The sequence below is a fragment of the Streptomyces coelicoflavus genome, assembly GCF_003112555.1.
Classification (GTDB): domain Bacteria; phylum Actinomycetota; class Actinomycetes; order Streptomycetales; family Streptomycetaceae; genus Streptomyces; species Streptomyces coelicoflavus.
In genome coordinates, this window is record NZ_BEWB01000008.1 from 146,172 (window position 1) to 158,776 (window position 12,605).

Consider the following 12,605-nt stretch of genomic DNA (forward strand, 5'->3'; position numbering starts at 1 on the left):
TCAGGCCTGACGGGCGTGCGGCCGGCGCAGCATGGCGGCGATGACGACCAGGAGGACGAGGCAGACGGCGGCGAGGATCCACAGGACCTGGTGGAAGGCACTGTCGTAGGTGTCGACGAGGAAGTCGGTGAAGCCGGACTGCCGGTCTGCGGGCACCTGGGCGGTCTGACCGCTGATGTCGCCGACGGAGACGTCACCGGCGAGCCTCGCGGTGCTGCCGTCGTAGGGGTAGGCCTGGATCCCCTCGTCGATCTTGGAGGAGACGGTGGTGGCCAGAAGGGAGGCGTAGACGGCCACCGCGATGGCTTCGCTGCCCAGGCGCAGGGTGTTGAGGAAGCCGGCGGCCATGCCGGCCTGTTCCGGCGCCACCATCTCCAGGGCCTCGCCGTCGACGAGACCGGCCGCCAGGGCCATGCCGGCGCCGGTGACGAGCATGGGCAGGGCAACGACCAGGACGGAAACGTCCGGGGTGAACAGCAGCAGGCCCAGGTCACCGACGACCAGGCAGACGATGCTGACGTAGATGATGCGCATGGCCGGAATGCCGCGGGAGACGAGCTTCGCGGCGAGCAGCGGGCAGATGAGCATCGGCGCGGTGAGCAGGATCATGATCAGGCCGGCCGTGCCGGTCCCGTGGCCGCCCGCCGCGGTGAGGTAGCTGGGCAGGTAGGTGAGCATGGTGACGAAGCCGAAGGAGCCGGCGATCGGCACCAGGCACAGGGCCAGGAATCGGCGGTTGGCGAGCAGGGCCAGGTCGAGCATGGGCTGCTCGCGGCGCTTCTCGACAGCGGTGAAGACCAGCAGGGAGACGATCGAACCGGCGAACAGGCCGAGGACGCCCGCACTGCCCCAGCCCCACTGGGAGCCCTGCACGATGCCGCAGGTCAGCAGGAACATGGCAACGACGAAGACGACGCTTCCCGGGACGTCGATGCGGGCGCCCTCGCGGCGCTCCTCCTGAACGTTGCGGGAGATGACGGGCACGAGGGCCAGGACCACCGCGAGGGCGACGGCGTGGAGCACGAACACCCAGCGCCAGCCCACGCTCTGCACGAGCGCGCCGGCGATGGAGGGACCGGCCGAGATGCCGATGCCTGCGACAGTGCCGAAGAGGGCGAAGGCCTTGGCGCGGGCGGGTCCGCTGAAGACGGTCGACAGGATCGCGCTGCCGCAGGCGAAGATGGCCGCTCCGCCGAGTCCGGCGAAGGCGCGGGCGACGTCGAGGAGATGGATGTTCGCCGCGAAGACACTGCCGATCGAGGCGACGGTGTAGACGGCGGCACCCAGGGCGAACGCCTTGACCCGGCCGATGATGTCGGCGACCGAGCCCCAGACGAGCGTGAAGCAGGCGAAGGCGACGTTGAAGGCGTTCGCGACCCACTGAACGGGCCCGGGGCCGGCGTGCAGGTCGGTGGCGATGGAGGGGAGCGCGACCCCGGTGCCGGAGATCGAGGTGGGGACGACGAACACGGCGAGCAGGACGGCTACGAGGGTGAGTGTCTGCCGCGGGCCTTTTGTCTGGGGCACGTCGGTGACTACCCCGGTGCTCCCGGTGGGGGAATCCGAAGTTGCGTCGGTGAGGGATGACATCGAGTGAACTCCAAGAAGGGCCGGCACCCCGACCCGAGGTTCGGATTTTTTCGAACCTTAGGGTGACACCGTGACAGGTACGATGCAAGTAGAACCTTCCGCCCAGGTGTACGGACGACCCGGGCGAGCGACAGACCGGAGACGGCGATGCCCGATACGGATGGCCACCCCGACCGCGAGGAAATGAACCTGCGTTCGATCCTGAACGCCCTCTCGGATCCGCTGAGATACCAGGTCATTACGGCGTTCCTGTGGGAACCGGAGGGGACGGAGCGCAACTGCTCGTCCTTCGACTTCGACGTCGCCAAGTCGACCCTCAGCCACCACTTCAAAATCATGCGTGAAGCCGGCCTCATCCGGCAGGTCGACCGCGGCAACAGCCGCAAGGCGCACCTGCGCCATGAGGACCTGGAGGCCCGCTTCCCGGGCCTCTTGGACCTGCTGCGCAGGAACCCGGACCTACCAGCGCACGGGAAGTGACGTCGGCCGCCGCAGCAATGTGCCGTGGTCCCAGGGCAGCGACGCCGGATCGGCGTCGAGCTCGAGCGTGGGGAACGCACCAATCGAGCGTGGGGAATTCCGCACCAATCGCGTCAGGCCGGCGTTGACCTGCATGCGCGCAGGGCCGCTCCCATGCAGTGGTGCATCCCGTACCCGAACTGCGGATGACGCTTGCCCCGCCGATCCACGTCGATGCGCAGCGGCTCTACGAAGACCTCCGGGTCCCGGTCGGCCGCGAACGCGCCGGCGTACACGAGGTCGCCCTCGACGATGCGGCCGCAGCTCCACGCCGTGCCTGGTCGGCGCCCAGCGCAGTGTCCGGCTTCGGCTGCTCGGGCACCCGCAACGGCTCAAGCCCGCCCGGGCAGCAGGGCTACCGCGGCGAGCGGCACGGCGGCCAGCACCAGCCACGGCACGACGCCCGGAAGCCCGGTGTCCAGCAGCAGCCCGGTCGCGGAGCTGCCGGCCAGCACGATGAGCCCGGAGACCGAGGACAGCGCCCCCGTGTACAGCCCGAGGCGCCCCTCCTCGGCGAGGTCCGGCACCCAGGCTCGGGCGACGGGCGCGACGAGCATCAGCCCGAGGGTGAGCAGGACGACGAACCCGGCGGCGGGCAGCAGCCCACCCCTCCCCGTCCACCCCGCGGGCAGCGCCAGCCCGACGACGGCGAACCCGGCGGCGATCAGCACCAGCCCCGCCACCATCGACCGGCGCGGCGCCAGCCGCTCCCCCGCCCACCGGGTCACCGGCAACTGCGCGGTCACCACCAGGAGCGACGACAGGGCGAACAGCCAGGCCAGCGGCGCCTGCGAACCGGCGGCCCGCTCCACCTCGGCGGGCAGGGCCAGGTAGAGCTGGTTGTAGGCGAGCAGGTAGGCACCGTAGGCGCAGCACAGCGCGAGGAAGCGCCGGTTGCGCAGCACGAGCCGGGCTCCGCCCTTGACCCGGACCTGGACCCGCCCGGGGATGCGCTGCGGCAGCAGCCACGCGTGCCCGGCGAGGACCAGCACGAAGACCCCGGCCCCGGCGAGGCAGACCGTACGGAAGTCGACGGCGAGCAGCAGCGCACCCAGCAACGGCCCGACGAAGGCACCGGCCTGCCCGGCGACGGTGAACAACGCGAGCACCCGCGTCCGGTCGCCACCCGCCGTCTCCTCCCACACCACCGCCTGCCGGGCCACCTCCGACTCGACGGCCGGCGAGAAGAGCGCGGCGGCGAACCCGATCAGCAGGACGGCACCGACGACGGCCCAGGTCCGTTCGGCGAACCCGAGCCACGCGAACCCGGCGATCCGCAGCACGCACCCGGCGAGCACGACGGGCCGGATGCCGTACCGGTCGGCGAGCGCCCCGCCGACCACGAAGAGCCCCTGCTGGCTGAAGGTCCGCAGCCCGAGCACGAAGCCGACCAGCCACCCCGCCATGCCGACGGACTGACCCAGGTGCTCGGACAGAAAGGGCAGGACGGCGAAGAAGCCGATGTTGAAGGCGAGTTGGGTGAGGATGAGCAGGCGAAGCAGCGGGGAGAGCGTGGTGAACGCGGTGAGCCGTGCGGTGCGACGGCCGGACGCCGGCACGGGCCGTCGGGGCGGCCGCCCGGTGGGTGCGGAGGTCATGTCATCGTGCTCCGGCCGGTTCCTTCTCCGTCGCCGCGGCGGACCGCCGCTCGGCCCCGTCGACCCCCTCGGTGACGGCCCGTGAACGGCGTCGCAGGACCGGCTGGCGCAGCCCGCCCGCCGCGCTGACGGCCAGCGCGCCGAGCAGCGCGAGTACGGCGGCGGGAGCGAGGACGGCCCACGGCGCACGCTCGGCGTAGGGCTGGTTCTCGGCGAGGAGCAGCCCCCACTCGGGGGACGGCGGCTGGGCGCCGAGCCCGAGGAACCCGAGGGAGGCGAGCGCGAGGGCGACGCCGGGCAGCCGCAGCAGGGCGTGCCGCAGAACCGGCGGCACCACCGCGGGCAGCAACTCGTGCCGCAGCAGATGGACCCGCCCCGCGCCCAGCCCCTTGCTGGCGGTGATGTGCAGCGTGGCGCGCTCCTGCCGCAGCAGCGAGGAGGTGTGGGCGGCGAGCGGCGCCCAGGCGACGGCGCCCACGGCGAGCGCCGGGGTGGCCGCACCGCTGCCCGCGACTGCGGTGACGAGCAGGGCGACGAGCACGGGCGGCAGGGCGTTGACGGTGTCGACGAGGGGCGCGGAGACCCGGGGCAGGAGGCCCAGCAGCACGCCCACGAGCAGGGCGGCGGCGCTGATGGCGGCGGCGAGGAGCAGCGTGTCCAGCGCCCCGTGGCCGACGCGGGCGAGCAGGTCGCGCCCGAGGGCGTCGGTGCCGAAGGGGTGGTCGGGGGAGGGCGCCCGCAGCCGCTGCCCCGTGTCGAGGGCGAGCGGATCACGGGCCAGCCCCGCCCCGACGACGGCGAGCAGGACGGCACCGTAGAGGAGCGGCAGCACTCCCCCGGCGGGCGGCGCGGGCCGGTGCAGCGAGGACAGGGCGCCGTCGCGCAGCGCGGGCCCGGTGAGCAGCCGGGCGGCGACGCGGGTGGCGCCGGTCGCGAGCGCGGCGAGGAGGACGAGGGCGAGGGTGCCGGCCTGGAGCACGGGAAGGTCCTGGGCGAGGGCGGCCTGGAGGGTGGTGCGCCCGAGGCCCGGGATGTCGAAGACCTGCTCGACGGCGACGGCCCCGCCGGTCAGCCCGACGACGAACAGCCCGAGGTTGGGCAACAGCGCGGGCACGCAACGCCGTACGGCCTGACGGGCGACGGACCTCCCGGTCAGCCCGCGCGCCGCGGCGGCCAGGGCCCACGGCTCGCCGAAGGCGCCGGGCAGCAGATCGTCGAGCAGCCGCCCCAGTACGGCGCCCGCGGGCAGCCCGAGGGCGAGTGCGGGCAGCACGGTCCACTGGGGCCCGTACCACCCCAGCGCGGGCAGCCACCCCAGCTGCACCCCGACGACGGTGGCGAGCACGGAGGCGACGAGGAACTCGGGCAGCGAGGCGAGCACGGCGGACAGGCTCCCGCCCGCGCGCCGCCCACCGAGCCGGCGCCGGGCCCCGAGCCGCAGGGTGCGCGCGCAGATCAGCCCGGCGGTGAGGACGGCGACGAGCAGCGCGACACCCATGAGCAGCAGCGAGGCACCGAGCGCCCGCGTCACGTCGGGCAGGACGTCCGCGCCGGAGATCCACGACTGCCCGGCGTCCCCGCGCACGAGCCCGCCCAGCCAGCCGGTGAGTACGTGCAGGGGCCCGCCGTCGATCCCGAGCTGCTGCCGGATGTCGGCGAGCACCTCGGGCGTGGGCTCTCGTTCGGCGGACCGTGCCTTGAGGACGGTGTGGGCGGGGTCGGTGTGCGTGAGCCAGGGCAACAGCCCGATCCCGCACACCAGCCCGACGGCGAGGAGGGTCCGCCACCCCGCGGCTGCCACCCGCTGCCACACGGTTCAGCGCCGGGTGCCGGTGCCGACGAGGGTGCGCTCGTACGGGTCGAGGACGACGCCCTGTACGGAGTCGGCTACGCCGGTGATGATCCGCTGGTGCACGAGCGGGACGACGGCGTCGCTGCCGAGGATGCGCGCCTCGGCGGCCATGGCGGCGTCCTGGCGCTTCGCGGTGTCGGCGATCTTCTCGGCGTCGGCGACGGCACGGTCGACGCCCTCGTCGCAGAGCTGGGCGATGTTGAACCCGCCGTCGCAGGTGTAGTCGCTGGCGAGGACGGCGACGGGGTCACCGGTGTCGAGGAGCGTGTTCCGGGCGAGCACGAAGGCGTCGAACTTCCCGTCGAGGGCGTCCCCTTCGAGCCGCGAGTACTCCCGTACGGTGAGCTTGACGGTGAAACCCGCCTTCTCCAGCTGCTGTTTGACGACCTGGGCGACCTCGGGCAGCTCGGGCCGGTTGTCGTAGGTGGCGAGGGTGATGGTGCCCCCGTCCCCCGGCTTCTTGGCCGCCGCCCGTCCGACGGGCGCGGTCCGCTTGCCCTCCGCCCAGGTGACGGCGGGCCCGTAGACGCCGGCACCGGGATCGCCGTACCCCTCGTACACGTCCTTGGCGAACACGGAGGTGTCGAGGGCGGCGCGGGCCGCGGCCCGCAGCCCGGCGTCCTTGAAGGTTCCCGACGAGGCGTTGAGGAGCAGGCTCGTGGTCCGGGTGGTGGCGGTGTCGCGCCGGGTCTTCTCGTCGAGCGAGGCCGCCTGGGCGACGGGAACGGCCTCGGCGATGTCGAGTTCACCGGTCCGCAGGGCGTTGGCTCGGGCGGTGCCGTCGGCGATGAAGCGGGCGTCGATGCCGGAGGCCTGGGCGCGGCCGCCCCAGTAGTCGTCGAACCGCTCGAGGGAGGCGGAGGTGGCGCCGTTGACCTCGGTCAGCTCGAAGGGGCCGGTGGCGTGGCCGACGGGGTCGACACGGCCGTTCCCCTTCTCATAGGCCTTCGCGGAGAGGATGGCGAGGCTCGGGCTGGAGAGCCGCAGCGGCAGCACGGGGTCGGGCTCGGCGGTGGTGACGCGTACGACCCGGTCGCCGCCCGCCTTGACGCCGAGGGTGACACCGGCGAGTGCGGCGGGCGCGGGCTTGGCCTCGGTGGCGCGGGTGAGGGATGCGGCGACCGCGGCGGGGGTCACGTCGCCGCCGTCCTGGAAGGTGGCGTCGCGGAGGGTGAACTCCCAGGTCTTGTCGCCGTCCCGGCGCCAGGACTCGGCGAGCGCGGGCGCCGCGGACCCGTTGGCGTCGAGGGCGGTGAGCCCCTCGGTGACCCCGAGCCGGCTGAGCAGGGTGGCGTCGGCGCCGTACGGGGAGAGGTTCTCGGCGGGCGGGAAGGCGAGGGCGACGCGGAGACGGGCGCCGTCGCCGTCCTTCCCGTCACCGGACGCGGAGTCGTCGCCGCCTCCGGAGGAGAAACACCCCGCCGTCAGCGGGACGAGCAGAAAGGGAGCGAGCAGCCGGGAGCGGCGGTGGGAGCGCATGGTCCTCGGATCGATCAGGTGCGGGGCGGGAGTGCGGACGGGAGCGGACGGAAGGTTACATGAAAACGATTTCCATGCCTACCTCACCCCAGGGGAACATCGAAGTGCACGATCCCCTGCCCACCCCCGGCGTCCTCCCGCTCGTCGTGCACCACCTTGGCCAACGACCGCCAGAACGGCTCGGCCCCGGTGACGGCGGGGTCGGTGTGCAGATAGACGGCCCGGTATCCCCCGTCGGCAACGGCGAACGCCAGCAACTCGTCGACAAGTCGACGCGCGAGCCCACGCCGCCGGTGCTCGGGCCGCACGTACACCCGCCGCAGCTGCGCGGTCACGCCGGAGGGGTACCGCTCGGCGACGTGCGCGGGGTTCGGGGGATGCGCGGGACCGCGGGAGTCGAGAGCACCGGTGGCGACGACCTCGCCGTCGGCGTCCACGGCGACGAGGAGGGTGTGCCGGGCGGGGGTCAGGTATGCCCCGGCCGGATCGATCACATCGGCGTGCCAGCGCGGAACGTACCCGGTGCCGAAGTCGCGGTAGACGGTGTCGAGCATGACGGCGCGGGCGGAGGCCACGTCGGCGGGGGTGGCGGTCCTGATGGTGTAGTCGGTGGTGCGCACTTGCACATCGTACGCATTAAGCCGTCTCTACTGGTCACCCAGGGCACCGACGACTCTCATCCACCGAACGCTCACCGAGCTCCGCCGAGAGATAGGAATGGCACCTCGGAGTCGGAGGAGAAATGACAAAAGGCCTGGCAGGCTCCACAGATCAGCCCACGGTGACGACATGACGAAGCCTCTTGCTCACCTCACTCCGACCGGGACCTGCTGGTGCGGCTGCGCCAAGAAGGTCGGAGCCGGGTCCTTCTTCGCTCCCGGGCACGACAAGGTCGCTGAAGCAGCCCTGCTCGCGGTCGAATACGGTTCTTCCGTGGCTCAGTTGCTGCATGGGCACGGATACGGACCGGGACACTCGGTGAGCGCGCGTGCCGTGTCCGAGGGTGTTTGGGCAAAGTGCCCGGCTTGCGACTACGTCGGCGCGCCCGCGAGCATCACCGATCACAGCAAGAAGATCCACACAGCGGCCGCCGACCAGGCCTGCAGGGCTCCACGATGACCGAACCGACCTCAATTCGGCGTGCCGATCTTGAGAAGGCAGTACGCGCGCTGGGCGGTTACTGGGACACCAAACGAGGTCTGCGCGCACTACGCGACGCCGGTCACGCCCCCGCAAGACAAGCACACCTGTGCCATCCTCCGGACTCTCGTGACCGAGGGACTACTGGAGAAAGTGGAGGACCGGCCTGTCCGGTATCGCCTTTCGGACGTGGGCTGAGCGGGGGTACGTCGCTACGCGCACCACCCAGGCGTCTGCCCGGCGTCCCGCATTGCTGCACCGCCTCCACTCACCGACGGACCCTGCCTTTTGCTCTGCCGTGGGCGTCCGGCCGCCACATCCCGAAATGAACCGGTCGCCCACAGTCGCAGTTCTCAATTCCTCCCACGCGGTGCCACACAGATCCGGGAAGTGAAGACCCACCTGTTCCCAGTGTGCGTGGCACCTAAGGGCTGTCCCGTAACTGGACGGCACCCCGTTGCCGATCCCAGATCGGAGCGTGTCAGTGGCTGGTGACAGGATCGAGGGGTGCTGCTCAAGGGATACGACCTCGGCCCGTTGGTTCCGGGCGAGTCACTGCTGGTCCACCCAGGCTTCTGGTCGAACTACCTCCTGACGATGTGCAGCGACGGGGGTGCGCCGAGCGACCGGCTCCAGGGTGGTTCGGCGAGGACGGAGCCGACGTCGATGCCCTGTCCGAGGTCCTCTTCGATCCTGAGCTCTGGCCGGTGTTCAGGGTGCCGGCAGAAGACGGCCCTGGAGCCGTGGTGATCTACCGCAATCTGGATGGCGACTACGGCACCGACTACCTCCTCACCCATCCAGGCAGAAGCTACGCCGAGCAGATCGCCAGCTGGGACGGAGACTTCTCCGGCACCGGACTGACTTGGCCCGAACTGATCCGGATCGCCGGCAATCCGTCGCTTGCGGCCGAAGGCGTCCAGGACACGGCCACCCGCCTTCTGCTACTGCTGCCCCTCCTCACCGACCAGGACGTGCCGGAAACAGCATCAGCACGGCTGATCGCCGCTCTGACCGCAGTCGGCGCGCCGCTAAACACTGCCTCCATCGCGGCGGAACACCTCCTGGCCCACCTCGCAAAGAGATCCCGACGTCCTGCACGAGGTCACGCGCCGGACCCCTGGATTCCATGCCTGGCAGGATCCGCGCTGGCTTGTCCACTGCCGGGACGCGGCCGCCTTCGTGGGCGGAGTCGGATACGCCGGGCTGGCGGCGCATCCCGACGCACTCGACCAACTGCGGACCGACATGCGCCTCGACGGCTGGCACGACGAAAGCCGGCTTGAGCGCTTCCTGACCAGGATAGGCGAAGACGCAACCGCCATGCTCTTCCGCTGCACCGTCTGCGGCACGCATCTCGCCTACACGGACGCATCCTGAATGTCGGCCGGGCCGCAGGGGGCTTCGGCAGCAGCTGAGTGTGCGGGCAACGCCGGCGCCCCCGCCCCACGTACAGCGCACTCCCGTACAGGCGTCGCTGCTGGTGACACGCCCGTCGCGGCCACCACGCTGGCGGCATGCACAGTCCTTCCCCGCAGCGACACCGGCCGCTCGCCCCCGTTCCCTCTCCCGCGGTCCCCGCCGAGTTCGCCATGGCCTTCACCTCGACCCCTCGAGGGGCGCGCCTGGCCCGGTTGTTCGTCTCGCACTGCCTGAACACCTGGGGCCACCCCTACGACGGTCACGTCAACGAGACGCTGGCCCTCATCACCGCCGAGCTGTGCGCCAACGCCGTCACACACGGGCGCGTCCCCGGCCGTGACTTCCACGTCCGGCTGGCAGCCGAGAGGGAGGGTGATCGGCTGCGCCTGGAGGTCTCCGACGCCCACGCGGAGCGCCGGCCTGTCCTCGTCTCCCCGGCGAAGACGGACACCGAGTCCGGCCGCGGTCTGCGCCTCGTCAGTGCCCTTGCCGACAACTGGGGCGTCACCGACCGTCGCGGCGGTCCCGGTAAGACGGTGTGGGCATCCCTGAGAGCAGGACGGCCCTTGGTCGGATGACAGGAACTCGTCGTCTGCGACCGCGCCGAGGACGGCGCGTCGATCATCCCCGCCTTCAGTGTCGACGAGCTGAAGGCTGCGCGAGCACCTCACCTCGCCGTGCTGCCGCACCGGCGAGGATGTGGATCAGACGAGCCAGCGCCGGCGCACCGACCGGATCATCGGCGTACCTGGGCACCCGTACGGGGCCGACCTCTTCCAGGAACACCTGCTCCCGGGCCAGGACGAACCCCAGTGTGAGAAGGGCTGAACGCGCGTTGCCGTCGTCGAAGGGGTGGAAGAAGCAGACGTCCAGATAGGCACGTGCGGCCCGGGCGGGAAGCGGGACGTCCGTGGCCGTCTCGGTGGCCTGGGACAGACACTCGTCGAACCGCGCCTGCGTCTCTTCGTGAATGCCGTACCGTTCCCTTCCTCCCTTGGCGAAGGCAGGAAGGGAACGGAATGCCACGTCCGGGCGACCGAGCACCTGTTTCTGCCATCCTGCGAGGAGGCCGAAACCGAGCGGCCGGTCGACCTCGGCATCCCTCCGGGCCGACCGCCAAGCCGCTCGCATCCCGCCCCCGGGCGTCGTGCTCCCGCGCCTGTCCCGCGCGACCGCGACCGCGTCGATACCGTCGCGCGTGCCCCTGACCGGGCCGACCAGTTCACCCGATGCCTCCTGCCACGCGATCTGCGAGCGCACCAGGAGCCAACTCCGGAGGTCGTCACGCACCGTACCCTCCGATGGCCCGCCCGACGCGGCGGACCTCCTCGGCGTCGGGCGCGGTCCAGCTGGCGAACACGGCGTCCACGGTGTCATGGGCCAGTTCCTCGGCCTCCAGAGCGGGCAAGCCCGTGGACTGCAGGTACCACTCGAGTGCCTCCCAGCAAGCGGCACGCCACAGCTCGCCGGCGCCGGTGCGCTCAACGACGAGTGTCACGATCGGCGCGACGGCTCGTTCACGCAGCCGTCGGATCTGCTCGCCGTCCGCATCCGGCCCAGGAGCGAACTGCGCGAAGAGGGCGGCAAGTGCTTCCAGCCAGGCCCGCCACTGGATCAGGGCACTGGTGTAGCGCAGGGCCTGCTGCTCCAGATCTCCCCCGCGCGGCAGCTCTCTGATGATCATTCCGGAATACGGCATCTCGTCCACGGAGTTGTACCAGCCGTAGGCCCAGGAGCCGTAGTGCTCGGCAAGCCTGCGGGCCACCACGTGGTCTGACAGACCTTGCGATCGACCTGTCTCCGGGTCCGGAGAGAACACGATATTGCGCACGACGTCGAGCGCGCGGTCGGAGTCGAACGGATGCATGGCCGGATCAACATCCGGCCACGTCTTCGATGACGGGTACCAGTCGGAACTGATGGCTGCTCCTGGTGTCTGCTCATGGGGGTTGCCGAAGCCGCACCGGCCTCGGCGCGGCGACCGAAACTGGGGGGGCGGCTAACGCGAGCCGGGAGTCGAATCAGACGCCGGACAGCATCGTCACCGCCAACTGAAACCAGGCTCCATAGGAGAACGGCTCGGGCGGGCCGACCTCCATGCCGAGTTCTGCGGCTGCCAGGGCGTAGTCGCCTTCGTCCAGGGGGAGGGCCAGCAGCTCGTTCAACTCCCCTACGACACGTGCGACCAGGTGGGGGTCGGTGGTGGCGACGTAGTCGGCGACAGCGGCGTCGTGGTCAGGGAACTCGTCGACGATGTCCTGGGAGAACCAGCCACCGAGCAGCTGCGCGGTCTCTGGGAAACGCGCGTGCCACTCCCAGTGCGTCTGCGGCGGCGACGGCTTCGGGACATCACCTTCCGCCACGCTCTTCTTCAGGTGGTCGGCCAGCACGCTCAGCCAGTCGCCGATCTCCCGCTGGGACAACCCTGTGTCCGGAATCGCGTAGAACTCGCCCAGCTGATGCCGGATGCGTCCCGGAGGGTTGCGGCTGTACTCGCGCAGCTGGCGTTCCGCCTCCGCGACGGCCCACGGACGAGTGTGCCAGGTGTGGCGGAGGTACGCGTCCAGCGCGCGGCTGCGCTGCGCCGGGGTGTCATCGGCCGGCTGGCCCAGGTAGGCACGCATCACCTGGTCGAGTTCGCCGTACCGGCGGTCATGTTCGAGGGGCGTCATGGACATGTGCGAGCAACCCTCTACAGATAGAACGGGACAGTCGTATGGACGACGAAGCCATGTGGACTGGACGGCTCGCGCCGCAGCACCACGCGTGCCGCGCGGACTTCGACGGGCCCTCTCCCCACCAACAGGTCGCCTTCCAGTTGGACCCGGCCGACGGGATCCTCACGGGAAGGCCAAGCGGCCTCGATGGCGAGGCGGGCTCGGGTGCCCTGCGCAAGCCAGCGGTGGATCACCTGCTCGTTGGCGGTCACCGCCTGCTGGGTGGCCCACTGGGCAGTCTCCCTGTCGGGATAGGAGGCGGTGCGGGTCAGCATGGAAATATCCTCT

At 71.1% G+C, this 12,605-nt stretch carries 13 protein-coding genes; 3 read left to right on the plus strand and 10 right to left on the minus strand.

The genetic code is table 11. From position 1 onward, the window contains the following. Positions 1–1,590, minus strand: coding sequence for an MFS transporter (locus Sco07f_RS20445; RefSeq protein ID WP_108988690.1), 1,590 nt, complete (start codon positions 1,588–1,590; stop codon positions 1–3). Between the two features lie 147 nt (positions 1,591–1,737). On the opposite strand from Sco07f_RS20445, the gene Sco07f_RS20450 reads away from it, so the two are divergent. Beyond that, a complete protein-coding gene (locus Sco07f_RS20450; protein WP_007389017.1) occupies positions 1,738–2,070 on the plus strand; it encodes an ArsR/SmtB family transcription factor in 333 nt (110 codons plus the stop codon). A gap of 371 nt (positions 2,071–2,441) precedes the next feature. Here Sco07f_RS20450 and Sco07f_RS20455 read toward each other — a convergent pair whose 3' ends face one another. The 5 genes from Sco07f_RS20455 to Sco07f_RS40315 form a co-directional block, all read right to left on the minus strand. Beyond that, on the minus strand, positions 2,442–3,707 hold the full coding sequence (locus Sco07f_RS20455) for an MDR family MFS transporter (RefSeq protein ID WP_108988691.1): 1,266 nt from the start codon (positions 3,705–3,707) through the stop codon (positions 2,442–2,444). Position 3,708: 1 nt separating this feature from the next. Next, complete coding sequence (locus Sco07f_RS20460; RefSeq protein ID WP_244942082.1) at positions 3,709–5,508, minus strand: ABC transporter permease subunit; 1,800 nt, start codon at positions 5,506–5,508, stop codon at positions 3,709–3,711. Between the two features lie 15 nt (positions 5,509–5,523). Next, a complete protein-coding gene (locus Sco07f_RS20465) occupies positions 5,524–7,038 on the minus strand; it encodes an ABC transporter substrate-binding protein (protein WP_108988693.1) in 1,515 nt (504 codons plus the stop codon). Positions 7,039–7,121: 83 nt separating this feature from the next. Further along, positions 7,122–7,658 (minus strand): GNAT family N-acetyltransferase, encoded by a 537-nt coding sequence (locus tag Sco07f_RS20470; protein WP_108988694.1) that lies wholly within the window; start codon positions 7,656–7,658, stop codon positions 7,122–7,124. A gap of 1,104 nt (positions 7,659–8,762) precedes the next feature. Then, positions 8,763–8,978: a hypothetical protein gene (locus Sco07f_RS40315; protein WP_159106961.1), complete on the minus strand. Its 216-nt coding sequence runs from the start codon at positions 8,976–8,978 to the stop codon at positions 8,763–8,765. Positions 8,979–9,273: 295 nt separating this feature from the next. Here Sco07f_RS40315 and Sco07f_RS20490 point away from each other — a divergent pair, with 295 nt between their 5' ends. Together Sco07f_RS20490 and Sco07f_RS20495 are read left to right on the plus strand one after the other, a co-directional pair. Further along, the gene (locus Sco07f_RS20490; protein WP_244942094.1) at positions 9,274–9,558 is read left to right on the plus strand and encodes a CbrC family protein; all 285 of its coding nucleotides are present in this window, start codon (positions 9,274–9,276) and stop codon (positions 9,556–9,558) included. A 137-nt stretch (positions 9,559–9,695) separates the two neighbouring features. After that, complete coding sequence (locus Sco07f_RS20495) at positions 9,696–10,178, plus strand: ATP-binding protein (RefSeq protein ID WP_244942083.1); 483 nt, start codon at positions 9,696–9,698, stop codon at positions 10,176–10,178. A 55-nt stretch (positions 10,179–10,233) separates the two neighbouring features. On the opposite strand, the gene Sco07f_RS20500 is transcribed toward Sco07f_RS20495, so the two are convergent. From Sco07f_RS20500 to Sco07f_RS20515, 4 genes are all read right to left on the minus strand, one after another. Then, complete coding sequence (locus tag Sco07f_RS20500) at positions 10,234–10,860, minus strand: Fic family protein (protein ID WP_244942084.1); 627 nt, start codon at positions 10,858–10,860, stop codon at positions 10,234–10,236. A 22-nt stretch (positions 10,861–10,882) separates the two neighbouring features. Then, on the minus strand, positions 10,883–11,467 hold the full coding sequence (locus Sco07f_RS20505; protein ID WP_108988697.1) for a hypothetical protein: 585 nt from the start codon (positions 11,465–11,467) through the stop codon (positions 10,883–10,885). Between the two features lie 154 nt (positions 11,468–11,621). Further along, positions 11,622–12,278 carry a contact-dependent growth inhibition system immunity protein gene (locus tag Sco07f_RS20510; protein WP_108988698.1) on the minus strand — a complete coding sequence of 219 codons (657 nt, stop codon included), beginning with the start codon at positions 12,276–12,278 and terminating at the stop codon, positions 11,622–11,624. A 14-nt stretch (positions 12,279–12,292) separates the two neighbouring features. Next, the gene (locus Sco07f_RS20515; RefSeq protein ID WP_108988699.1) at positions 12,293–12,592 is read right to left on the minus strand and encodes an RNase A-like domain-containing protein; all 300 of its coding nucleotides are present in this window, start codon (positions 12,590–12,592) and stop codon (positions 12,293–12,295) included. Positions 12,593–12,605 lie beyond the last annotated feature (13 nt).